Source organism: Streptomyces sp. NPDC127595 (assembly GCF_042671685.1).
Lineage (GTDB): Bacteria > Actinomycetota > Actinomycetes > Streptomycetales > Streptomycetaceae > Streptomyces.
This window is the reverse complement of sequence record NZ_JBHXWK010000002.1, coordinates 845985-870020: the sequence shown is the minus strand read 5'-3', so window position 1 is coordinate 870020 and position 24036 is coordinate 845985. Positions and strand designations below refer to the sequence as shown.

Sequence of the window (24036 nt, the reverse complement as noted above, 5' to 3'; positions counted from 1 at the left end):
GTCAGCCCTTGACCGCGCCGCCGGCCATGCCGTCCACGACGTAGCGCTGGAGGGCGATGAAGACGCCGAGGACCGGGAGGATCAGGATCAGGGCGCCCGCCATCATGGCCCCGAGCTGGGTGGAGAAGGTGCCGTTCATCGAGAGGAAGCCCAGGGTGACGGTCTGGTCGGCGGGGTCGTGCAGGAAGGTCGAGGAGATGAGGAAGTCGTTCCAGGCGTTCAGGCCGACGATGATCCCCACGGTGATCAGACCGGGCCGTACGACGGGCAGCAGGACACGGTGGATCAGCTGGAAGATGTTGACGCCGTCGACCAGCGCCGCCTCTTCGAGTTCCTTGGGGACGTTGAGGAAGAAGGTGCGCATCAGGAAGGTCGCGAACGGCATGTTGATCGCGGCGAGGATGACGCCGACGGCGAAAACGTTGTCGAGCAGCCCGAGGGCGGCGACTCCGGCGTACAGCGGGAAGATGAAGAGCTGGATCGGCACCGTCATGGCCATCGTCAGGTAGACCATGACGGCGGGCCACATGCGGATCTTCTGTCCGGCCAGCACGTACCCGGCCAGCGACGAGCAGACCAGTACGACGACGACCGTGGTCCCGGTGAGCAGCAGGCTGTTGATGAATCCGGTGCCGAACTGGCCGTACTGCCAGGCGGTTTCGAAGTTGGACATGCTGAAGGTCTTCGGGAGCGCGAAGGGGCTGCCGGTGACGCCTGCGTTGGTCTTGAAGCTGTTGAGCAGGACCAGCAGGAGCGGGAAGAGGGCTGTGGCGGCGAACACCAGGAGCACGGCGTGGGCCATGACGCCCTTGAGTCGGTTGCTCATGACGACAGTTGCCTCCGGCTCATCCAGGTGTAGACGCACGAGGCGATCAGTCCGAAGAAGCTCATGATGAGTCCGACGGCGGCCGCCTTGCCGAACTCGAAGGCGGAGAACGCGAAGGCGTAGGCGTAGGTGCCCAGCACCTCGCTGCCGTGCGCGGGGCCGCCCTGGGTGAGCAGGTAGACGTAGTCGAAGGCGAGGAAGGAGAAGATGACCGTCATCACGCCCATGAGCAGCAGTGTCGGGCGGATGCTGGGGAGATAGACGTGCCGGAAGACCTGCCAGGAGCCCGCGCCGTCGACGATGGCCGCCTCCACCTGCTCGATCGGGGTCTGCCGCATGGCGCCGAAGTAGACGACGGTGAGGAAGCCCCAGTAGTGCCACATGTCGACCGCCGCGGCCGCGTAGATCGCCCCGTGCAGGCTGGAGAGCGGTGAGTCGATGTGCAGGACGCCGGTGACGCCGCCGTTGGGGTTGTAGATGATGCTCAGCCACACCATCGCGTTGACCACCGGCGCCAGGACGTACGGCATGAGGTAGACGACCTGGTAGAAGGTGCGCGTACGCCGTCTGCGGAGCAGCAGCCACGCGGTGAGCAGGCCGAAGACGGCGGGGAGGGTGAGGAAGAGCGCGAGCCATTTGATGTTGTTGCTCAGGGCGGTCGTGAAGACGGGGTCGGCGAGGATGTCGGTGAAGTTGCTCAGGCCGACGTAGTTCGCGTGGAAGCCGACGCCGGTCCAGTCCGTGAAGGCGGCCATCGCGGTCAGGACGCCGGGCACGACGACGACCAGGACCGACAGGAGCAGGGCCGGTGCGACCAGCAGGTGGTTGACCAGCGACCGGCGGCGTCGGTAGGCGCGGCGGGCCCGGTGGTCCGGAGCGGGGGCCTGGCCTTCCCTGTGGGGCGCCAGAGTTGCCGTAGCTGTCATGCTCGCATTCCTCCGAGCGTCGGATGCCGCGCCGTGAGCCGCGGCATCCGACGGTCTGGATCGGTGGGGAGGGACCGTCACCCGGCGGGTTCGGGCACCGGCGGCACCAGACCCTTGGCCTTCTCGTCGTCGAAGGTCGACTGGATCTTTTTCAGGAAGTCGGTCGTGCTCTCCGTGCCGAGCCAGACCCCGTCCACGTCGGTGAAGGCGGTGGCGGTGGCCGGCGGGAAGAAGGTGCCGGCGAAGAAGCCGTAGTCGCCCGTGCTGACCATGTCGACGGTGTCCTTGACCGACTGGACGAACGCCTTCGACAGACCGGTGTACGAGTCGGGGTCGAGGTCCCAGTTCTTCAGCGGGACGCCCCAGTACCCGGGCCAGGTCTTGTTCATCTCCTGCGCGAACTTGTCGCTCATCATGTAGTCGATCACCTCGGCCGCCCCGTCCTTGTTGGAGGAGTGGGCGTTGATGGACAGCGAGGCCGTGGTGCCGAGCGTCCCGCTGGGCGAGGGCAGACCGGCGGTGACGTTCGGGAAGGGGGCGAAGCCGAGGTCCGAGGTGTTCCCGGCGGCGTCGTTGAAGTAGTCACTGGCGAACTGGAAAGCCAGCGTGGGGCCGAAGAAGAAGGGCGACTTGCCCTGGGCCAGCAACTGCATGGACTCCGTGAAGTTCAGGTCCGCGTAGTCCTTCCCGCCGAGATAGCCCTTCTTGTAGAAGTCGGCGGAGTCGTCGACCGCCGCAGCAATCTTCGGGTCGGTCCACTTGATCTTGCCCTGCAGCGCGTCGTAGACGGCCTTGCCGCCCGCCACATGGGTCAGGAACATCGAGATGTAGTTCTGGTTGACCGGCTTCCAGCCCTTGTTGCCGGTGACCGAGGGGTACATGCCCGCCTTGGCGGCCTTGTCCATGTCCGCGGTCAGCTCCGCGAAGGTGGTCGGCACCCCGACGCCCAGCTGGTCGAGGACCTTCTTGTTGTAGAAGATGCCCAGGTTCTCCAACGAGTTGGGCAGCGAGTAGAGCTTGCCGTTCACGGTTCCCGAGTCGTACATCGGCGCCAGGATCCGGTCCTTCCACCCGTACTTCTCCGCGTACGGGGTCATGTCGGCCAGCTTGCCCTGGACCGCGTAGGCCGCGGAGAAGGACGGTCCCGATCCGTAGACGATGTCGGGTCCCTTGTTGGCGGAGAGCGCCACCTGGACGTTCTTGTCCACCGCGTTGTTGTAGGTGACTTCGAGGTTGTACTTGCTCTGTGACTTGTCGAACCCGTCGACGAGCACCGACTTCATGGTCTTCTGCTGCTGGGGCGACGCGCCCCAGAACCACAGCTGGAGGGTCTGACGACCACCGGCGGCCGAGGAACTGCCGCCGGAGCACGCGGAGAGCACGACCGCCATCGCCGCCAGGCCCGCGCCGAGCACCCGGATCCCTGATCTGCTCATGTACCAAGCTCCTTCGCTACCGCACGCCGGCCCTTCCGGAACCGTCAGGAGCACCGCTAACCTCGTTGTTATTGGTACTGATCTCAGTACCATAGGACCACTGTTGGGTGATGTCAACGAGTTTCGGACACTGCTTCGAAGGAGGCCGGCACCCAGGGGCCACCGCCCGAAGCCGCCCTGGCCGCGTCGAGACGGGCGAGCTGGACGACGCCGCGCAACGCGACGTCGACGGCTGCCACATGACCGGCTCCGGCGACGAAAGGCCTGTTGGCGATGACATTGTCGGCGACGGAGCAGACCGAGCCACCGCGCTTGCCGAACAGCCCGGCGAGCGTCACCACGGCCGCGGACTCCCGGTCCCCGTTGAGCACGCCGGCCCGGGCCCAGGTTTCGAGGATGTCGAGATGCCATGGCTGGAAATAGCCTCCCACTCCGGGGCGGCCCACCCCGCAGAAGTCGGAGTCACTCGACCTGGTGACGCCCTGGTGGAAGGAGCAGCCGAGTTCGACGGCGGCCCGCGACATCGCCAGGACCACTTCATGGTGGGCGACCGCCGGATAGGACGCCGGAATGTAGGCGCGGGTCATCCCCTCGTCCCGTACGACCCCGGTGGTGACCACCACGTCTCCGGGCAGCGCCCGGGGGTGGATACCGCCGGAGCCGCCGACCCGTACGAAGGTGTCCGCCTCGGTGAACTCCAGCAGCTCATGCATGATCAGCTCGGCTTCGGGGGAGCCGCTCCCGCCCGAGACGACGGTCACGGGCACGCTCTCGCAGAACCCCGAGTACGTCGTGAACATCCCGGAGTTGCCGATCCGTTCGGGCTCGTCGAGCCGCCGCGCGATCTGCTCGGCCGGATCCTCGTCGTACGCGCAGAGCGGATCGCGGACGGTCACCAGGACGTAGCGGGCCACCTTGCTCGGATCGATGCCGGACAGCGCCGGCCTGCCGTCCCGGAGCAGCCCGCGGCGGGGCAGGTGGCCGGCGAGGGCGTAGTCGTCGTAGATGCGGGCGGGGTTCCAGGCCGGGGATCCCGGCGTGTCGCTCGTGCCTGCTTCAGCACCCAGACCTGCATCTGCACCAGCCGACATATCTGCTCCCTCGTCACGTGGTGGTCGCGGACACCGTCACTTCGCGGACGGCGCGCCGGGTTTCGTCGCGCTCCCGGGGGCCGACGGCCGGAGCGCCGTACTGCGCGATGGTGCGCGAGGCGGCGGCCGCGGCGGCCCGCGCCGAGGCGGGGATGTCGCCGGTCGAGGCGTACGCGGCCAGGAAGGCTCCCGAGTACGCGTTGCCGCCACCGGTCGGGTCGATCACCGGGCCGGGCGCCGTCCCCACGTGCCAGGTCCTGCGTCCGCACCGGACCAGGGACCCGGCGGCACCGCACCGCAGGATCACCACGAGGCCGTTCCCCGGCAGCCGGGCCAGCGCGTCCAGGGGGTCCGGCCGGCCGGTGAGGGCCGCGGCCTCGGCGGCGTTGAGGGACAGCACGTCGACGAGCCCGGCCAGCTCCGTGACCCGGGCGCGGCCGGCCCGAGTGCAGGCGTCGGCGGCGATCTCCCAGAGGACCGGGCCGCGCCACCGCGGCCGCAGCGCGGCGACCTCGCTCCAGTACCGCTCGTCGGTGTCGTGGAAGAGATAGGCGCCCGCCAACCGGTCCTGATCGACCGGCCACCGGCTGGGGAAGGGGGTGTGGGCGGCGAAGTGGGCATCCCCGAGCACGGATTCCTCCACGCGCTCCCCGTCGTCGAGGTAGCGCACGCGGGTGACCGGGCTGTGCTCGCCGACCTCGAAGAGTCCTACGGGGTCGATCTCGCGCCGGCGGAACCACGCGCTCAGCCGCGGCCGGTCAGCGGCGCCGACCCCCGACACGATGGCCGTGCTCCAGGGTGCGGACACCAGGCTCGCCCCGACGGCCGCGTACGCCCCGGCTCCGCCGACCTCGCGGGCCGCCGGCCTGCCGTCGGCCGTGTACACCTCATCGGTCACCGCGTGGGAGAACACCGCAACGAGCCGCTGGGACACCCTCGCTCCTCCGAGTTCCTCTGCGTTCCCCCGAGTTTCGACATCCCCCATTGAATCTGCTTGTTGTTATACCTACCATACCTTTCAGTGTCCCGGCTCTTGGCTGCGTACTCCCCCGGACGCCCGGAGCCGGGACGCCGAACGCGAGAAAGGCACGTGTGAAGAACCTTCTGATCGACACCGACCCGGGCATGGACGACGCTCTCGCGATCATCCTCGCGCTGAAGTCGCGCGCGCTGCGGACCCTCGCTGTCACCGCGGCGACGGGCAACCTGACCTCGGACAGGACCGCCGCCAACGCGCTGCGCGTCCTCGACCTGCTCGGCCGCGATGACATTCCGGTCGGCCAGGGACCTCTACTGCCGCTGGACGGCTACTATCCGGTCGACCCCTTCTCGCACGGCAGCGACGGCCTCGCCGAGTCCCACTTCCCCGCGTCGGCGCGCGCCGTCGACCCACGCCCGGCCCCGCAGTTGATCGTGGACACCGTCAACGCCCACGCCGGTGACATCAGCATCGCGGCACTCGCGCCGCTGACGAACATCGCCCTCGCCCTGGAGATCGATCCCCTGCTTCCCGAGAAGGTGACCGAACTCGTCATCATCGGCGGCTCCTACGGGCTCACCCCCTACGCCTGGTCCCAGGCCACCGGCGACAACGCGGTCAGCGAATGGAACATATTCGTCGACCCCGAAGCGGCCCACCGGGTCTTCCGGGCCGGGTTCGATCTCGTTGCCGTCGGTCTCGACATCGCCACCCACCCCCGTATCAACTTCCGCGCCGGTGACCTCGACCGGCTGCGCCGCGCGCGGACCCCTGAAGCCGACCTCGCCGCCCGGGTGGTGGACTACGTCAACGGTCGCGGCTACCAGTCGTACTGTTCCCTCATCGACAGCGTGGCCGTCGCCGCTGTCATCGACCCCACGCTCATCGAGTGTGTCGAGGTCCGCTGCGACGTGGAACGACGCGGCGAACTGACCCGTGGCATGACGGTCGTCGAACGCCGTGCGCACCACGGACGGAAGGACCTGCCCGTCATCCGGACCGTGTCCGGCCTCGACTTCGACCGCTTCCTCGACCTGGTGACCACCGTGCTCAGCGACCCGGCCGCCTGACCAGGGAGCCGGCAGGTCACCGAGGTCGGTCGGTCCCCACGATGCCCGCCTCGTAGGCGATGATGACGGCGTGGACACGGTCGCGGGCGCCGATCTTCGCGAGGACCTTGCTGACATGGGTCTTGATGGTGGAGGCCGACAGCACCAGCAGTTCCGCGATTTCGGTGTTGGTCAGCCCGCGGGCCATGGCCAGCAGGACTTCCCGCTCACGGCCGGTGAGACCGGCCAGCCGGGCATCGGCTTCCGCTCCGCCGGAGTCAGCCGTTTCCGGCGACTTCTTCACGAAGGCGTCCAGCAGTCTTCGGGTCAGTGCCGGGGCCGCGACCGCGTCTCCGGCGGCGACCGCGCGGATGCCGGCCAGTAGTTCGTCCGGCAGCGCGTCCTTGAGGAGGAAGCCGCTCGCCCCCGCGCGCAGCGCGCCGTAGGCGTACTCGTCCAGATCGAAAGTGGTGAGGACGAGCACCCGGGAACGGCTTCCGGACGCCACGATGCGGCGGGTGGCCTCGATGCCGTCGACACCGGGCATCCGGATGTCCATGAGGACGACGTCCGGGCGCAGCGACGCCGTCTGCCGTACGGCCTCGGCGCCGTGTCCGGCCTCCCCGACGACGCTGGTGTCGGGATGGGCGTCGAGCAGCATGCGAAAGCCGAGCCGTTGCAACGGCTGGTCGTCGACGATGAGCACCGTGGTCATGGCCGGTTCTCTCCAACGGCTGGGGGCGGAAGCAGGGGAAGGAAGGCGTGCACGAGCCAGCCACCGCTGTCCGTCGGCCCGGCCTCGGCGCTGCCTCCCGCGAGGGCGGCACGTTCGTGTATGCCGACGAGACCCTGGCCCGGGTGGCTTGCGGGTCCGGGCTTCGGTGAGCCCAGGGGTGGTCCGCTGTCACGGACACTCACGTCGACAGCTTCGTCGGTGACCCGCAGGACGACCTGGACGGAGGTCTCGGGTCCCGCGTGCTTGAGGCTGTTGGTCAGCGCTTCCTGGACGATGCGGTAAACCGCGAGTTGCACGCCCGGAGTCATGGCGTCGTGCCGCCCCGCGGTGCGGTAGGAGATCCGGGGCCCGGCGGCCTGCGTACGCTCCAGCAGACCGGCGAGGTCGGCGGTTCCTGGCTGTGGGCTCAGGGCGACGGTGTCTTCCTGTTCATCGGGGCGTTCACGCAGGGCGCCGAGGGTGCGGCGCATCTCGCTGAGCGCCTGGCGGCCCGTGCCCGCGATGATCCGCAGGATCTGGGCGCTGCGCTCGGCATCCGGGGCCGCCGCGGCACCGTCGGCGAGGCCGATGATGACGGCGAGGTTGTGTCCGACGATGTCGTGCATCTCCCGGGAGACCCGGGAGCGCTCGGTGAAGACGGCGAGCTGCTCACGCTGCGTGCGTTCCACTTCCAGCTGCGCGGCCCGGTCGGCCAGCGCGCTGAGCTGGGCCTCGCGCACCCGGACGACCAGGGCGACGGCGATCGCGGCGGTGATCGAGGAATACAGGAAGAAGAGGATGGTCAGGGACTGCTGATCGATCGGCTGGAACGAGAAGGCGGCCACGGTCAGTGCCACCGCCGTCCCGAGCGCCGCCCACGGCAGTCTCTTGATCCAGTCGTAGCGGGCCATCGAGTACAGAGCGATCATGATGCTGCCGACGCCGCTGCGGAGCTCCCCGCCCTGTGACCACTGGATCAGGCAGCAGAGCAGCACCGCCGCCAGGACGACGGACGGAGCCCGGCGCCGCCAGACCAGGGGAAGCGCCTGCCCGGCCATGGACACCAGGAGCAGCACGGTGGTGTCCGGACGAGCCTCCAGGCCATGCCGATCGGTGGGTACGAGCAGATCCACCAGGCTGTTCGCCAGGACGAGCAGGGCCAGCAGCGAGTCCAGCAGTGCGGGGTATTTACGGCCCAGTCTGCGCACCGCACTGGCCAGGCCGACGACCCGGCGCACCAGGCGACTGCTCCACAGCACGTCCAGTTCCGGCGGGAACAGTTCGCCCCGCGGGAGGTTGCCGGATCGCACGGCGCTTCCACCTTCCCCTTCGGGTTCGGTTACCGCCCAGGTCGCATGCCCCCGCGATCACTCTAGAGCGATCGCGGGGGCATGGACTGTTTGCTGTTTGCGCTTACGTGCCCGTCACGCGTCGGAGCGCTTGAGCCGCCAGGCGGCAGCGGCTACGGCCACGGCGACCCAGCCTGCGAGGACCGCGAGACCTGCGCCCGGACTGAGGGTATTGCTCGCCTCCTGGAGCGCGTACATCGAGCCCCCCGCGTTGCTGGGCAGGTAGGGGCTGATGTCGTCCTGCAGTGAGGTGGACAGCAGTCCGGTGAAGACCGGCAGCAGCATGAGGACCACGACCAGCAGTCCGATGGCACCGGCTACCGAGCGGAGCAGCGCGCCCAGCGCCACGCCCAGGACCCCCGCCAGTGCGAGGTAGGCCCCGGCCCCGAGGAGACTGCGCACCACGCCCGAGTCCGAGATGCCGAGCACGATGTCGGAGCCGCTCAGGACGCCCTGCGTCGCGAAGAAGGACACGAACACGGCGACCGTGGTGACGAGGAAGGCGATGCCTCCGAAGGCGGCGATCTTCGACCACAGCACGGGCAGGCGGGTCGGCACCGCCGCGAGGGTGGAGCGGATCATGCCGGTCGAGTACTCCCCGGCCATGACCAGGACACCGAGCACGCCGAGGGCGAGCTGGGCGAAGTTGATCCCGCCGAGGGCGACGGCGATCCCGTCCTGTGCCTCCGAACCCGGCCCCCGCCCGTCGCCGGACGAGTAGGTGGAGGCGAAGATCAGCCCGAAGCCGATGAGGATCACAAGGGACAGGCCCAGGGTGATCCAGGTGGAGCGCAGCGACCAGAGTTTGGCCCACTCCGAGCGCAGCACATGGACGCCGGTGACCTTGTACTCGGGGCGGGTCCCGGTGGCGGTGGGTTCGGCGGTCAGGGTGCTCATACGGTGCTCCCGACAGGGGTGCTGGAAGTGGTCCCGTGGTACTCGACGGCGTCTCCGGTCATGGCCATGAACGCGTCTTCCAGGGAGACGGTCTGCGGGGTGAGTTCGTAGAGGGGAATGGAGTGGTCGAAAGCCGTCGCGCCGATCTGACGTGCGTCCAGGCCGGTGACGTGCAGCTCCTCGGAACCCGTGGCACCGGTGATCTCCACGTCCGGACCGAGCAGCAGCTCCCGCAGCCGGGCCGGCTCCCCCGTCAGGACCTTCACGCTGTGGCCCCCGGCCTGCTGGATGAACTGTTCGACCGTGGTGTCGGCGAGGAGCTTGCCGCGCCCGACGACGATCAGGTTGGTGGCCGTCAACGCCATCTCACTCATCAGGTGCGAGGAGACGAATACGGTACGTCCCTCCTCCGCGAGTCCGGTGAGAAGGCGGCGGATCCACAGCACGCCCTCGGGGTCGAGCCCGTTGACCGGCTCGTCCAGCATCACGGTCTGCGGATCGCCGAGCAGTGCCGCGGCGATGCCCAGCCGCTGGCCCATGCCCAGGGAGAACGCTCCCGCGCGCTTGCCGGCGACCTGGCTGAGCCCGGTCATCTCGATGACTTCCTGCACCCGGCGGCGCGGGATGCCGTGGGTCAGCGCGAGGGCGTTCAGGTGGTTGAAGGCGGAGCGACCCGGGTGGATCGACTTCGCTTCGAGAAGCGTCCCCACCTCTTGCAGCGGGGCTCGATGCTCCTTGTAGCGGCGGCCGTTGACCGTGACCGAGCCGCTGGTGGGCGCGTCCAGGCCGACGATCATCCGCATCGTGGTGGACTTGCCGGCGCCGTTGGGTCCGAGGAAGCCCGTGACGACACCCGGCTTGACAGTGAAGTCCAGCCCGTCCACTGCTGTCTTCTCGCCGTACCTCTTGACCAGCCGTTGTATCTCGATCATGTTCCGTCCTTGCGTTTGCGTGGCGAGGCCGGTCCGTGCGCGGTGCCGCCGGAGGCCGTGCCTCAACGATAGGAACGGGGAGGGGCCGAAAACCCGGTACCGCGGGCTGGTTCCGAAGCGCGGACGGTACCGGGGTACCGCGCTGCTGTGATCCTCAGGGATGACTCGGCCCCGGTCTTCTGAAGCTGCTGGAGCGGCAGGACAGGACCTCAACTCGACGCCTCTGTGAGCGAGCTGTGCAAGAAACCTTGACAAGGGATCGGAGGCGACGGAGTCTTTGGCAACGTTGTCATCGCACCAAGCACAGAGGTCACTTGCTCCCCTCCGGGGCCGTCTGGAATGGACCACCGCACATGTCGCACGAGCCGCCCCGTCCCTCCCGCCGCGCGGTCCTGGCCACCGGTTCAACTCTGCTCGCAGGCTTCGGCCTTGGCGTCGCACTCCCCCAGAACGCCTTCGCGGCGGCGCCTTCGGGGTCCACCGGCGCGCGGGGTGAACTCGCCGCGTATCGCCCGGTCTCCGTGTCGTCCACCGACTACGCGCCCACGCCCGGTGAGTTCGTCGTGGACAAGGTCAACTCGGTGGGCGTGAAGGGCACCGGCTGGCGTGCCGCCGACGGTGACCCGCAGTGGATCTCGGTGGATCTGCAGGCGGACTGCGCGGTCGACTCCGTACGCCTCACCTTCGAGGCGACGGCCGACGACCCGGTCTTCGTCCCCTCCACCGGCGGCAATCCCCGCGACCGCACAACGGGCCAGGAAATCCTGTCCAGTTGCGCGGTGGAGTTCGTCGTCGAGACCTCGCGGGACCACCGCACATGGGCCACCATCCACCGGACCACGTCCGGCAGGGGTGGCGTCGTGGAGATCACGCCGGCCAAGCCGGTCACCGCCCGCTGGGTGCGGATGACCGTGACCAAGCGCTCCAACGCCAACCCGCTGGGGCTCAACGGCTTCGAGGTCTACGGCACGCCAAACGGACACCGCCCCTCGGCGACAGGCTGGACCGACTGGGGCGTCCACCACCACCGGGCACCCGCGCTCAAGGCGGCCGCCGACGGCACGGTCCCGCTGGAGTCCGGCTGGACGCTCACCATGGACGACTGGGCCGGCGCGGAGGGCGCGGAGCTTTCCCTGCCGGACGTGGACACGAGCCGCTGGCTGCCAGCGACTGTGCCGGGGACGGTCCTGGCCTCACTGGTGGAGCAGGGCCATCTTCCCGACCCGGTGGCCGGCTTCAACAACCTGCACATTCCGGAGGCCCTCTCCCGGCACTCGTGGTGGTACCGGCGAGGCTTCGAGCTGCCCCGCGCTCTGCGCACCGGTTCGGGCCGGCACATCTGGCTTGAGTTCGACGGCATCAACCACACCGCTGAGGTCTGGCTCAACGGGCAGAAGGTGGGCGGTCTGACCTATCCCTTCGCCCGGTCCACCCACGATGTGACGAAGGTGCTCGCCGAAAATGGCGAACAGGCCCTGGCCGTCAGGATCACCCCCATGCCGTTCCCCGGCAGCCCGGGCGACAAGGGCCCGGCCGGACTCGCCTTCGTGGACGCCGGCGCCACCATGATGAACCAGAACTCGCCGACCTACCTGGCCGCTTCGGGCTGGGACTGGATGCCGGCGGTCCGCGACCGGGTCTGCGGCATCTGGAACCACGTGCGGCTCCGCTCGACCGGCCACGCCGTCATCGGCGACCCCCGGGTGGACACGAAACTCCCCGACCTGCCGGACACCTCCAGCGCGGAGGTGACGATCGTGGTCCCGGTGCGCAACGTGGACACCACGAGCAGACGGGTCACCGTCACGGCCGCTTTCGACGGCGTACGGGTGTCCCAGACGGTCATGGTGGAGGGCGGCGCGAGCGCCGACGTGACGTTCGCGCCCTCCACGTACGCCTCGTTGCGGCTGCGCGACCCCAAGTTGTGGTGGCCCAACGGCTACGGCAGCCCCGACCTGCACGACCTGACGCTGACCGCCTCCGTCGACGGCCAGGAGAGCGACCGGCGCACCACCCGTTTCGGCATACGGCAGTTCGGCTACGAGTACGCCGTACCGCTGCCGTTCACCGGGAGCAGCAACCGCTACACCCAGCCGGTTCCTCTCGGCGCGCGAGAAGCACGGTACGTGCGGATCAAGTGCCAGACTCGAGCCACGAGTTGGGGCTTCTCACTGTGGGGCCTCTCGGTGTTCGACAGCACCTCGGCGGGTGCTGACCTGGCTCTCCACAAGACAGCCACCGCCTCCACCGAGGACTCCGGCAACTCCGCCGCCAACGCGACCGACGGCGACCCGGGCTCCCGCTGGTCCTCGGCCTTCGAGGACGACCAGTGGATCCAGGTGGACCTCGGGTCCGTGGTCGCCTTCGACCGGGTCGACCTGACGTGGGAGCAGGCGTACGCCAAGACGTTCGTCGTGCAGGTCTCGACCGACGGCTCGGCGTGGACGGACGCGGGGTCGGTGGACAACGGCGCGGTGCCTCTGCCGTTCAACAGCGGCGCCGCCAGCCTGCAGACGGTGGACTTCACCGCCCACACCTCCCGGTACGTACGGATCAACTGTGGCGCCCGCGCGACCAGTTGGGGCACCTCGCTATGGACCCTTTCGGTGGTCGACAGCGCTTCCCCCGGTATCGACCTGGCCCTGCACAGGACGGCCACCGCCTCCACGGTGGATTCCGGCAACAGCGCTTCCAACGCCACCGACGGCAACCCGAACTCCCGCTGGTCCTCGGAGTACCAGGACAACCAGTGGATCCAGGTGGACCTGGGCTCGCCCGTCTCCTTCGACCGGGTCGCGATCGTCTGGGAGCAGGCGTACCCGAAGACGTATGTGATCCAGGTGTCGGACGACGGTGACACGTGGACGGACGTCAAGTCCGTGGACAACACCCCGGATCCACTGAAGATCAGCGTCAATGGTGTCCGGGTCTTCTGCCGCGGCGGCAACTGGGGCTGGGACGAGCTGCTGCGCCGGATGCCGGCCGCCCGTATGGACGCGGCCGTGCGCATGCACCGGGACATGAACTTCACGATGATCCGCAACTGGGTCGCGTCGAGCAACCGTGAGGAGTTCTTCGCCAGTTGTGACGAGCACGGTCTGCTGGTGTGGAACGACTTCCCCAACGCCTGGGCGATGGACCCGCCGGACCACCCGGCCTACAACGACCTGGCGCGGGACACCGTACGGCGCTATCGCATCCACCCCAGCGTCGTCGTCTGGTGCGGCGCGAACGAGGGCAACCCGCCCGAGGCCATCGACACCGGCATGCGCGAGGCGGTCAGGGCCGAGGCGCCCGACGTCCTCTACCAGAACAACTCGGCAGGCAGCATCGTCACGGGCGGCGGCCCCTACGGCTGGGTGGAGCCTGACCGCTACTTCTCCCCCGCCACCTACGGGAGCGGCAACTTCGGCTTCCACACCGAGATCGGCATGCCCGTGGTGTCCACCGCGGAGAGCATGCGCAACCTCGTCGGCGACGAGCCCGAGTGGCCGATCGCCGGCGCGTGGCTCTACCACGACTGGAGCACCCGGGGTAACCAGGCCCCACAGAACTACCAGGCGGCGATCGAGACCCGGCTCGACACCGCCAAGGACCTCGACGACTTCGCGCGCAAGGCGCAGTTCGTCAACTACGAGAACGGCCGGGCCATGTTCGAGGCATGGAACCAGCACCTGTGGAAGGACGCCACCGGCCTCATGCTCTGGATGTCCCACCCGGCCTGGCACAGCACGGTGTGGCAGACGTACGACTACGACTTCGACGTCAACGGCATGTACTACGGCTCCCGCGCGGCGTGCGAGCCCGTCCACGTCCAGGCCGACCCGGTGAACTGGCAGGTCATCGCGGTCAATCACACCCCGCGCGCGCTCAACGACATGACGGTGACGGCCCGCGCCTACGTCCTGGGCGGGAAGCAGTTGGGCTCGACCCGGCGCGCCACGGTGGATGTCGCCTCGTCCGCCACGGCCGAGGCGTTCACCGCAGCGTTCACGAGTTCCCTGCCGGACTTCCACCTTCTGCGCCTCGGCCTTGAGGACGGCCGGGGACGCCTCCTGTCGCAGAACACCTACTGGCGCTACCGCAAGGCGTCCGACATGCAGGCGCTCAACAAGGCCAAGTCGGTGAAGGTGACTGCCGACATCGGGCAGGTGGCGCGCACGGGATCGCGGCGCGCGGCGACCGCCAGGATCCACAACCGCGGCTCGGCCGTCGCCGCGATGGTCAGGCTGTCGCTGCTGGACAGCAGGACCGGCGCTCGCGTGCTGCCGACGCTGTACGGCGACAACTACGTGTGGCTGCTGCCCGGCGAGTCACGGGAGATCACCCTCTCCTGGCCCGCCGACGCTCTCCCCTCGGGCCGGCCCACGCTACGGGTCGAGGGCTACAACGTGCCGCGGACGGAGGCCCGTTCATAGGGCAGTTGCAACCCTGGGAAAGCGGGGGCCCGAAGGCGCAGGCTCAGGGCCCCTGCACCCGTACCGCCGAGCCTCGCTCGCTCATCCGCGGCGCACAGAGAATCCGCTTCTTCCGCACCCGCTTCCCCTCGATCGCCGCGACGATCAGCCGGGCGGCCTCGTCGGCGATCCCGGCCAGTCCCCAGTCCACCGTGGTCAGCGGTGGGGTGAGGACGCGGGACACCGGGTGATCGTCGAAGCCGACCACCGAGACGTCCCGGCCGACTTCGAGTGAGGCCCCGGCAGCCGCCGCGTACACCCCGTACGCCAGGGAGTCGGAGAAGCAGAAGACGGCCGTCGCGGGCCGCGGGCCCTCCAGGAGGCGTCGCGCGACCGCCGTCGCCTCGCCCAACTCCTGTGGGCAGGGCACCAGTTCGGCCCGCAGCCCGAGCCGCTCGGCGGCCTCGCGCGCATACACGTCGGCGGGCCGGTCCGGCGTGCTCGGCCGGGTCGGGGTCAGCACGGTCACCCGCCGGTGGCCGAGGCCGTGCAGATACTCCAGTACGGCGTCGATGCCGGCCCTGTTGTCGAAGATGACCTCTCCGGCCGTACGGGTCGCACTGAGCGAGTCCCCGACGGCCACCACCGGAAGCGCCTCGGCGATCGCCGCCCATCCCTCGGCCGCAGGGTTGACCGGCGACACCAGCAGCGCGTCGACGCGCTGATCGAGCAGCTGCTTGGCGAGCACCAGCTCGCGGTCGGGATCACCGCCGGCATCGAGAATCAGCGCATAGCGGTCGCCGGCGAGCAGTTCCCGGCCGATGGCCGCCATCAGCTGTTGCTGCCACAGGTCCTGGAGGTCGCCCGCGATGACGCCGACCATGCTGGTGCGGCCGCTGGCCAGCGCGCGGGCGATGGGGTCGGCCTCGTAGCCGAGTTCGGCGGCGGCCCTGCGCACTCGCTCCTCCGTCTCCTTCGAGACGTGCTTGCCGCGCAGGGCATAGGAGACGGCTGCGGTGGAGAGGCCCGTGGCCTCGGCCACCTCCCGGAGGGTGGTGCGCTTATTGGGCCTGGCCATGTCGGGAAGACTACCGGGACCTGTCCGCTCTGCGGCGCACCCTTGACACGCCACCTTGTTAAGCGCTTAAGTTAAGCGCATAAGTGAAGCGGTTAACCTATGCTCGACCGACTCTCCACGAGGACTCTCCGAAGGACTGCCGCGTGCCCACCGATGTCCACCAGCACATCTGGCCGCCCGAGTTCATCGAGGTGCTCCGCGCCCGTACCGCGCCACCTCACCTCGACGGCTGGACCCTGCACCTGGCGGGTGAACCGCCCTACGAGGTCGAGCCGGCCGACCACGACGTCACGGCGCGCACCGCACTGGCCCGGACCGACGGCCTCGACCTGGCCCTGGTCTCGCTGTCCAGCCCGCTGGGCATCGAGTACCTGCCGCCGGCCGAGTCCACTCAGCTCCTCGACGTATTCCACGACGGCGCCCTGGCCCTGCCCGAACCGTTCGGCGTCTGGGCCTCGCCCTGCCTGTCATCACCGATCCCCGAGGCGGTCGAAACGGTCGAACGGGAACTCCGCCGCGGCTGCCGAGGCCTCCAACTCCCCGCCACCGCGCTGCTGGACGCGACCGGCTGGGACCGCTGCGCACCTCTCCTCGACGTCCTCATCCGTCGCGACAAACCGCTCTTCATCCACCCGGGCGCCGCGCCTCCCACCCCCGACGCGCCGTCCTGGTGGCCTGCCCTGGTCCCCTACCTCTCACAGATGCACGCGTCCTGGTTCGCCTTCCGCGCCTTCGGCCGCGCCCGTCACCCGCGCCTGCGTGTCTGCTTCGCCGCTCTCGCGGGCCTGGCCCCACTGCACGGCGAGCGGCTCGCGGCCCGCGGCGGAGGGCGCGGCGAGATCGACTTCGACGCCTTCTACGAGACCTCGTCCTACGGAGCACGCGCCGTGGACGCGCTTGTCCGGGCCGTCGGCATCGACGTGATCGTCAGCGGCAGCGACCGCCCCTACGCACCCCTCACCATCCCCGACCTCGGCGCGGACGCCGCCGTCCACGCCCTGCGCACCGTCAACCCCGCCCGGTTGCTGAAAGGAGCCACCTAATGACGTATCAGGCCCTGCCTGACCGCGCCCTCGACAAGCGTGAACTCCAGGCACTCGTCGACGAACTCGCCGGCCGTCCCGAACTCTGGCGCGAACAGGTCGCTTTCTCGGACGAAGAACGGCACTACGCGTCGTTGTACCGCGACGAGTACGTCGACGTCTGGCTGCTGTGCTGGACCCGGCAGAACGACACCGGCTGGCACGACCACGACATCTCCTCCGGCGCGGTCGCCGTCGTCCAAGGTGCGCTGAACGAGTCCAACCCGCGCATAGGAGGCAGCCACCTCTCCGTCACGGTCGGCGCGGGCGACTCCTTCTGCTTCGGGCCCGAACACATCCACCGCCTCACCGGCGCCACCGACGACACGGTCTCCGTCCACGCGTACTCCCCACCGCTGTGGCGCCTCGGCCAGTACGACATCACCGACGACGGCCTGATGCGCCGGATCTCCGTCTCGTACGCGGACGAACTACGGCCCCTGGACGCCCCGGCCGCCTGATCTGCCTCGTGGGCAGCGGGGCGGGCGAGGCGGTCAGGACGTACGTCGATCGGCGGGCGCTGCAGTCCGGCTGCACGGCCGACGTCCGGCAAGGCTTTCGCCCTGGTCGGCGGGTGAGTCGCGGAGGAAGAGGACTGCGAGTCGCCCCGCGTCGTACCGCACGACCTGGCGCCAGTCAGCGGCGAGAAGGCCGATCTCGGCCTCGTCGAGGGAGATGCCTCGCCGGCTCTCGGGGACGGAATCCGCGCGGGGCGTGATGACGCACAGGGTGCCGTCGGGCGTCATGCGCTCACGCAGTCGTCGCAGGACGTGGGAACGGTCGCCGATGAAGGCGATGCTGAGCCGAAAAGTGATCAGGTCGTACGGGGGATGCGGAAGCACCGCGAGGTCGTCCTGTTCGATGTCGCACCGTAGGTAGGTGACCGGCGGGGTGGTGATGGCGCGGCCCAGGGCGAGCGCGGACTCGGCGATGTCGACGGCGTCGACCTGGTATCCGGTGCGGGCGAGATGGCGGGCCAGTTCGCCCAGTCCACAGCCCACGTCCAGGGCCCGGCTCCCCGGCCTGGGAGGTGCGTGGCCGGCCAGCAACGCCCGTTCGCCGTCGCCGAGTGGACGGAAGGACTTGCCCTCCGCGTAGTGCGCGTCCCAGTCTCTGTGGTGTGCGGGGTCCATGGTGAGCACCTCCGTTTCACGGACGCGGAATCGCGACCCCTGAGTAGCGTCGAGAAGACGAACCCAAGGTGCAACGCCCAGTCAGCCCGCGCTCGGACTATGCGCCACGACGGACCCGGGCGGCCTTTCGGGCCTCGGCGGTCTGACGGGCTTCGGCGGACCTGCGGGACTCACCACTGACGCGACCCGCGCGACCCGGGCGAGTGCCCATGCCGCGGAAGGGCGCTCCGCCGCGCTTGGGCCGCTCCGTGACCGGCTCGGAGGCGCTGCCGCCGCCCCCGATGGGAACACCGGAGGGCGTCTGTGCACCGGTGATACGGCTCAGTTCGGCTTCGCCGGAGCGGACCTGGGTGATCTGCGGCCTGATACCGGCGTCGGACATCACGCGGGTCATCTCGCGGCGCTGGTTGGGCGTGACCAGCGTGACGACGCTGCCGGACTCACCGGCGCGCGCCGTACGTCCGCCGCGGTGCAGGTAGTCCTTGTGGTCGGCCGGCGGGTCGACGTTGACGACCAGGTCGAGGTCGTCGATGTGGATACCGCGAGCGGCGACATTGGTGGCCACCAGGACCGAGACGTGGCCGGTCTTGAACTGCGCCAGCGTGCGGGTGCGTTGGGGCTGCGACTTGCCGCCGTGCAGCGCCGAGGCCTTGACGCCGCTGTACAGCAGGTGCTTGGTGAACTGATCGACGGCGTGCTTGGTGTCCAGGAACATGAGCACGCGCCCGTCGCGGGCGGCGATCTCGGTAGCGGCGGCGAACTTGTCGGCGCCGTGCACATAGAGCACGTGATGTTCCATCGTGGTGACCGCACCCTCGGACCGGTCGACCGAGTGGACCACCGGGTCATGCAGGTACTTACGGACCAGAAGGTCGATGTTGCGGTCCAGCGTGGCCGAGAACAGCATGCGCTGGCCGTCGGGACGCACCTGGTCGAGCAGTGCGGTGACCTGGGGCATGAAGCCCATGTCGGCCATCTGGTCTGCCTCGTCCAGGACGGTGATGCTCACCCGGTCCAGACGGCAGTCCCTGCGCTCGATGAGGTCCATGAGGCGGCCCGGCGTCGCGACAACGACCTCCGCCCCTGTACGCAGCGCGCCGGCCTGCCTGCCGATCGACATCCCGCCGACGACGGTGGCCATCCGCAGTTTCAACAGCCGGGCGTACGGGGTGAGCGCGTCGGTGACCTGCTGGGCGAGCTCGCGGGTGGGGACCAGGATCAGGGCCAGCGGCTTCTTGGCTTCGGCACGCTGTCCGGCCGTACGCACCAGGAGCCCCAGACCGAAGGCGAGCGTCTTGCCCGATCCCGTGCGGCCACGTCCCAGGACGTCACGGCCTGCGAGGGAGTTCGGCAGGGTGGCGGCCTGGATCGGGAACGGTTCGGTCACGCCGAGGTCCGCCATGGCCTTCAACAAGGCGGCGGGGAAGTCCAGTTCACTGAAGGCCGCCACCGCGGGGAGCCCCGGGGTGAGGGTGACCGGCAGCGCGAACTCTCCCTGCGGCGCCGACGGACGGCGTCCGTTGCCGCCTGAGCGGGCACCGGGGCGATCCTGGCCCTGCGGCCGGAAGCGGGCTCCTCGGTCGGAACCGGCGGAGCCGTCCTTGCGCGTCTTGGAGTAACGGTCGTTCGTGCGAGCTGAGCGGTTCATGGAGAACCTTCCTCGATATGGCACGCATCGAGGAATTCCCGGCATTAATAAGCCGAATGAATTGCAAGCACGAGCCGAATGTAAGACCAAAAAATTAGCCGGTCGCACCGGCACGGTAAGAAACAGCAGCCGGAATCGGAGCTCTCCGAATCCGCCGGGATCGGTTTACCGGGTCGCAGGAGTCCGAGTCAGGCCATCACCGCCCGTCCGACAAACCCTGCAAAAAGCAACAAGCTGGGACCCCACCACAAGGGTGGGAGTCCCAGCTGCCTCAGACGCTTCAGCGTCAGGCGGGAGTGATGTTCTCCGCCTGGGGGCCCTTCTGGCCCTGCGTGATGTCGAAGTTCACCTTCTGGCCTTCCTGGAGCTCGCGGAAGCCCTGGGCGGCGATGTTCGAGTAGTGGGCGAAGACGTCCGGGCCGCCGCCGTCCTGCTCAATGAAACCGAAACCCTTTTCCGCGTTGAACCACTTAACCGTACCGGTAGCCATGTCAAATCTCCTTCGAGGCCAAGCCCAGGGGTTCGCACTGTGTGAACCCCCGCGTCGCCGAGATGAACCCCGTCCGGCAAAAAGCACCGGAAATACAAAAATGCCCGACGAAATTGATTCGTCTAAGGCACTTGAAGTCAACGGGAACCACAACTGCAACTGGATCAAGCCTAGCACGATGCGCGGATCGAGGCACGGCACGCACTACTTTCCTCCCGTGCCGCCATGCATGCACACTTCACAAAAATTCTGAACCCCCAGGTACGAATATCCACTTCGGTGGAGCACGGCCCCGTGCTGTGGCAGGGAGGCGAGCGGTAGGCGTGCCGCCGTGCCACAGGTCGGGGTGGCAGAGCTCAAGCCCACAGCGGTTCTGCGGTCCTGCCAGTCGCACCAGGGTTCACAGGTCTGCTTCCTGCTGGTCGGCGACGAGCACGATGCCGCCGCGAAACCCGCCCTTTGCCAGCATGGTGTGGGCTTCGGCGACACGCTCGAACGGAAACGTCCGGGCAACTCGCAGGTTCAGTCGACCGCTTTCGACCAAGCTCGCCAGCTCGGCAAGTTCGGCGCCGTCCGCACGCGCCTGCACCAGGCCGACCTTGATACCGCGCTCCGAAGGCGGTGAATTCGGCGGCGTCACCGCAACGAAGGAGCCACCGTCGCGCACGGCTCCTATCACCGAGGATCCGACCGACGCGGCGTCGAGGAGCCCGTCGACCCCGCCCGGCGCCGCCTTGCGCACCGCATCGGCAGGACGGTCACCCCGGGCGACGAAGGTCGCCCCAAGGCCGGTGAGGTACGGCTCGTCCTCCGGAGCGGCGACGGCGACCACCCGCAGGCCCCGCAGTTGAGCCAGCTGGACCGCGAACCCGCCGATGGCACCTGCCGCTCCGGTGATGGCGATCCGGTCGCCGGCCTTGAGCCCGAGTATCCGCAGCGCCTGCGTGGCGGTGTGGGCATTGAGCGGCAGCGTCGCCGCAGCGGCCGGCGCCACACCTGCCGGGGCGGGCGCGATGAAGGCCACGGGCAGCACCACGAATTCCGCCTGAGTGCCGATCTTCGTCTCCGGCCAGTTCGACATCGCCAGCACGGCCTGCCCGATGTCGAAGTCGGACACGCCAGGACCGATCGCGTCGATGGTGCCGACGGCGTCGACACCGAGGACGTACGTCGGCCCCCCAGGCACCATCGGCCCCAGGTAACCCGCCCTGGCGACCACGTCGAGCGGGTGTACGGCAGGCGCGTGAACCCTGACTCGAACGTGACCGGCGGTGACCTCGGGAATCGGACGATCGCCGACGGTGAGGACTTCCGGACCGCCGAACGCGGTGAAAGTAACGGCGCGCATAACGCCGACCGGATGAGTGTGTGGGGACTTCGTCATCAGGAGATTCCTTGCGCAGACAAAGGGGGGATGACCGTGGCGGTCCGGGCGGACCGACTCGGTGGGCCATGGCACCACTGTCCCCCCGCCCACCGCCCCCACTCAAACCGCCATGCCACGGCCAAAGCTCCATGACTATCGATGCGGTCTATCTATACTTCCGCTATGGATCAGACGGACCGGCGGATCGTTCAATGTCTGCTACGCGACGGGCGGGCATCCTTCCGGCGTATCTCCGAGGTGGCCGAGGTCTCCGAGCAGACTGTGGCCCGCCGCTACCGCGCCCTGGTCGCCGACGGAGCGGTCCGCGTGCGCGCCCTGCCCAGACACGCACTGCTCGGAGAACAAACCTGGTTCGTCCGGGTCCAGTGCCGTCCCGACGCCACCGACGCCCTGGCGGACGCGCTGGCCGCTCGCGAGGACACGGCCTACGTCAGCGTCACCTCGGGCGGCTCCGAGATCGTCTGCCAGACCCGCAGTGACCCCGCCCGGCCACACGGTTCCGTACTGCAGCGCCTGCCACGCACCGCCAAGGTGCTGGGCTTCAACGCTTGTGCGGTCATGCACATGCACCTGGGCAGCGGCTCCAAATGGCTCGCTTTCGACGACCCACTCACCGACGAACAGGCGGCTCTGTTCCACACCTCCGAGCAGCAGCAGCGCGCCACCACCGGCGGAGCGGCACAGGAAGTCCGGAACGCGGGAGTGCCGCGCGAGCAGGACGGCCCGCTGATGGCCGAACTCGCCCGCGACGGGCGCGCGGGAGTGGTCGAACTCGCCCGCGCCTGCGGCTGGTCGAAGTCCCGGGTCGCCGCGCGCCTGGAGGAACTGCTCGCAGCAGGAACCCTCCGCATTGCCGTGGACCTGGCCTACCCGCGCTTCGGCTTCCACGCCCCCGCCTATCTGTGGCTCACCGTCGCCCCCGGCCGGCTCAGCGCCACCGGCGAAGTCCTCTCCGCCCACCCCGAGACCACCTTCGCCGCCGCTGTCACCGGATCCGCCAATCTCCTGGTGACCGTCACCTGCCGCACCATGGACGACCTCTACTCCTACGTCACCACCAAGGTCGGCGCCCTCGACGCAGTCCACCAGGTCGACGTCGTCCCGGTCCTGCACCGCCTCAAACAGGCAGGCACCCGACTCCACGACGGCCGCCTCATTCCGGCCTGACCGACGTCGAGCCACGCTCAACATTTCCGCCTCCGCGGCAAGTGCTGCGCCGGACCACGGACGGCTCCGTACGACCGGTGCACTGCGACGGCCAGGGACGGCTTCTCGTACGGCCGAGGCATGGTGGCCGGTCCAGGGACGGCTCCTTGTCCAGCCGATGCACGGTGGCCGGTCCAAGGACGGCTCCTTGTGCAGTCGGCGCACGTCAGTGGTCGCCGACGTGCGCGCCACCTTTGCGGACGCCCTGTCGCGGTGAGGCATCGACACCCAGCTGATCTGCACGGCGCAGCGGCAGCCATGCAGCGAGACAACGCGCGGCGCCCGTCCTACAACAGGCAATGCACGATGCGCCGTCCTATCCCGACCATTGTGGAAGTACAGACCTCCTCGATCGACTCCAATGGAGGTTCAGCACGCCTATCCGGTGATCGACTGTTGGGTCTGTGATCGCGGCGGCAGTGTTGAGACCAAGGCCCAGCGCCTCGGCGGGGTCCCGGACCACCTCGCCCCGGTCCTTCCCCCGATTGTGTTCTCAGCAAGGAGTTCGCGATGAGCGACGTACTTCCCGGCGGCACCCTGCGCCTGTCCGAGACCCTGACGGTGACCCGCGTCGGCTACGGCGCCCTTCAGCTAGCCGGGCCGATGGCCTACGGGCCGCCGCGCGACCGCGACGAAGCCCTGGCCGTCCTGCGCGCGGCGGTTGAGGCGGGGATCACGCATCTGGACACCAGCGACTACTACGGACCGCACCTGGTGAACGAGTTGGTCCGTGAGGCCCTGCACCCCTATGTCGACGGTCTGCACATCGCCACCAAGGTCGGGGCGCGCCGCACGGCAGAGCGAGGGTGGCCCGCGGCGCTGTCGCGGCCGGAGTTGGTACAGGCCGTCCACGACAACCTGGACCACCTCGGCCTTCAGGCACTGGACCTGGTGAACCTGCGCATGACCGACACCCTGGAGGCGGCCGACATCATCGAGCCGTTCACGGTGTTGTCCGAGCTCCGCGACCAGGGCCTGATCCGCAACCTGGGGGTGAGCAACGTCAGCGCCGACCAGGTCAAGGCCGCCCAGCAGATCGCCCCGGTGGTGGCGGTGCAGAACCACTACAACGTCGCCTTCCGCCAGGACGACGCCCTGGTGGACCGGTGCGCCGAGCAGGGCATCGCGTTCGTGCCCTTCTGGCCGCTGGGCGGGTTCCGGCCGCTGCAGGCGGCGGCACTGGAACAGGTCGCGGCCGACTTCGGGGCCACACCGCGGCAGATCGCTCTGGCGTGGTTGTTGCACCGCTCTCCCACGATGTTGCTGATTCCCGGCACCTCCACCCGCGCCCACCTTGCCGAGAACATCGCCGCCGCCGAGATCGGCCTGTCCTCGCAGACGCTGCGCACCCTGGACGCCATCGCCGACCCGGCCCACTGACCCCCTGACGTCCTTCCCTCCGTCTTTCCCTCCCT

The 24036-nt window shown here is 69.0% G+C and carries 20 protein-coding genes; 6 read left to right on the top strand and 14 right to left on the bottom strand.

Features of this window, described 5'->3' with window-relative positions:
- Position 1 precedes the first annotated feature (1 nt).
- The 5 genes from ACFVKT_RS10445 to ACFVKT_RS10425 form a co-directional block, all read right to left on the bottom strand.
- Positions 2-826, bottom strand: a complete 825-nt coding sequence (locus tag ACFVKT_RS10445; protein ID WP_385729656.1) for a carbohydrate ABC transporter permease — start codon at positions 824-826, stop codon at positions 2-4.
- Positions 823-1752, bottom strand: a complete 930-nt coding sequence (locus ACFVKT_RS10440) for a carbohydrate ABC transporter permease (protein WP_385729654.1) — start codon at positions 1750-1752, stop codon at positions 823-825. The genes ACFVKT_RS10445 and ACFVKT_RS10440 overlap by 4 nt, the downstream gene beginning before the upstream one ends.
- A gap of 77 nt (positions 1753-1829) precedes the next feature.
- Positions 1830-3188: an ABC transporter substrate-binding protein gene (locus tag ACFVKT_RS10435; RefSeq protein WP_385729652.1), complete on the bottom strand. Its 1359-nt coding sequence runs from the start codon at positions 3186-3188 to the stop codon at positions 1830-1832.
- Positions 3189-3301: 113 nt separating this feature from the next.
- The gene (locus ACFVKT_RS10430; RefSeq protein ID WP_385729650.1) at positions 3302-4279 is read right to left on the bottom strand and encodes a nucleoside phosphorylase; all 978 of its coding nucleotides are present in this window, start codon (positions 4277-4279) and stop codon (positions 3302-3304) included.
- Positions 4280-4292: 13 nt separating this feature from the next.
- Positions 4293-5213 (bottom strand): carbohydrate kinase family protein, encoded by a 921-nt coding sequence (locus ACFVKT_RS10425; RefSeq protein WP_385729648.1) that lies wholly within the window; start codon positions 5211-5213, stop codon positions 4293-4295.
- 158 nt (positions 5214-5371) lie between these two features.
- Between ACFVKT_RS10425 and ACFVKT_RS10420 the strand changes: the two genes are divergently transcribed.
- Positions 5372-6328, top strand: coding sequence for a nucleoside hydrolase (locus ACFVKT_RS10420; RefSeq protein WP_385729646.1), 957 nt, complete (start codon positions 5372-5374; stop codon positions 6326-6328).
- Positions 6329-6344: 16 nt separating this feature from the next.
- Here ACFVKT_RS10420 and ACFVKT_RS10415 read toward each other — a convergent pair whose 3' ends face one another.
- From ACFVKT_RS10415 to ACFVKT_RS10400, 4 genes are all read right to left on the bottom strand, one after another.
- The gene (locus ACFVKT_RS10415; RefSeq protein WP_385729644.1) at positions 6345-7022 is read right to left on the bottom strand and encodes a response regulator; all 678 of its coding nucleotides are present in this window, start codon (positions 7020-7022) and stop codon (positions 6345-6347) included.
- The gene (locus ACFVKT_RS10410) at positions 7019-8332 is read right to left on the bottom strand and encodes a sensor histidine kinase (RefSeq protein ID WP_385729642.1); all 1314 of its coding nucleotides are present in this window, start codon (positions 8330-8332) and stop codon (positions 7019-7021) included. The genes ACFVKT_RS10415 and ACFVKT_RS10410 overlap by 4 nt, the downstream gene beginning before the upstream one ends.
- 114 nt (positions 8333-8446) lie before the next feature.
- Complete coding sequence (locus tag ACFVKT_RS10405; protein ID WP_385729640.1) at positions 8447-9268, bottom strand: ABC transporter permease; 822 nt, start codon at positions 9266-9268, stop codon at positions 8447-8449.
- Positions 9265-10200 (bottom strand): ATP-binding cassette domain-containing protein, encoded by a 936-nt coding sequence (locus ACFVKT_RS10400; protein ID WP_385729638.1) that lies wholly within the window; start codon positions 10198-10200, stop codon positions 9265-9267. The genes ACFVKT_RS10405 and ACFVKT_RS10400 overlap by 4 nt, the downstream gene beginning before the upstream one ends.
- Positions 10201-10553: 353 nt before the next feature.
- On the opposite strand from ACFVKT_RS10400, the gene ACFVKT_RS10395 reads away from it, so the two are divergent.
- Positions 10554-14618, top strand: a complete 4065-nt coding sequence (locus ACFVKT_RS10395) for a discoidin domain-containing protein (RefSeq protein ID WP_385729636.1) — start codon at positions 10554-10556, stop codon at positions 14616-14618.
- Between the two features lie 43 nt (positions 14619-14661).
- On the opposite strand, the gene ACFVKT_RS10390 is transcribed toward ACFVKT_RS10395, so the two are convergent.
- Positions 14662-15675, bottom strand: coding sequence for a LacI family DNA-binding transcriptional regulator (locus tag ACFVKT_RS10390; RefSeq protein ID WP_385729634.1), 1014 nt, complete (start codon positions 15673-15675; stop codon positions 14662-14664).
- Between the two features lie 143 nt (positions 15676-15818).
- Here ACFVKT_RS10390 and ACFVKT_RS10385 point away from each other — a divergent pair, with 143 nt between their 5' ends.
- Both ACFVKT_RS10385 and ACFVKT_RS10380 read left to right on the top strand, forming a co-directional pair.
- Positions 15819-16718: an amidohydrolase gene (locus ACFVKT_RS10385; protein WP_385729632.1), complete on the top strand. Its 900-nt coding sequence runs from the start codon at positions 15819-15821 to the stop codon at positions 16716-16718.
- On the top strand, positions 16718-17218 hold the full coding sequence (locus ACFVKT_RS10380) for a cysteine dioxygenase (protein ID WP_385729630.1): 501 nt from the start codon (positions 16718-16720) through the stop codon (positions 17216-17218). Before ACFVKT_RS10385 ends, ACFVKT_RS10380 begins: the two co-directional genes overlap by 1 nt.
- Positions 17219-17251: 33 nt before the next feature.
- On the opposite strand, the gene ACFVKT_RS10375 is transcribed toward ACFVKT_RS10380, so the two are convergent.
- From ACFVKT_RS10375 to ACFVKT_RS10360, 4 genes are all read right to left on the bottom strand, one after another.
- Positions 17252-17890, bottom strand: coding sequence for a class I SAM-dependent methyltransferase (locus ACFVKT_RS10375; RefSeq protein ID WP_385729628.1), 639 nt, complete (start codon positions 17888-17890; stop codon positions 17252-17254).
- A 97-nt stretch (positions 17891-17987) separates the two neighbouring features.
- Positions 17988-19538, bottom strand: coding sequence for a DEAD/DEAH box helicase (locus ACFVKT_RS10370; RefSeq protein WP_385729625.1), 1551 nt, complete (start codon positions 19536-19538; stop codon positions 17988-17990).
- Positions 19539-19824: 286 nt separating this feature from the next.
- A complete protein-coding gene (locus ACFVKT_RS10365; protein ID WP_126388790.1) occupies positions 19825-20028 on the bottom strand; it encodes a cold-shock protein in 204 nt (67 codons plus the stop codon).
- Between the two features lie 400 nt (positions 20029-20428).
- Positions 20429-21487, bottom strand: a complete 1059-nt coding sequence (locus tag ACFVKT_RS10360; RefSeq protein ID WP_385729622.1) for an NADP-dependent oxidoreductase — start codon at positions 21485-21487, stop codon at positions 20429-20431.
- 90 nt (positions 21488-21577) lie between these two features.
- On the opposite strand from ACFVKT_RS10360, the gene ACFVKT_RS10355 reads away from it, so the two are divergent.
- Positions 21578-22582, top strand: coding sequence for an Lrp/AsnC family transcriptional regulator (locus ACFVKT_RS10355; RefSeq protein WP_385729620.1), 1005 nt, complete (start codon positions 21578-21580; stop codon positions 22580-22582).
- Positions 22583-23131: 549 nt separating this feature from the next.
- Positions 23132-24001, top strand: coding sequence for an oxidoreductase (locus tag ACFVKT_RS10350; RefSeq protein ID WP_385729618.1), 870 nt, complete (start codon positions 23132-23134; stop codon positions 23999-24001).
- Positions 24002-24036 lie beyond the last annotated feature (35 nt).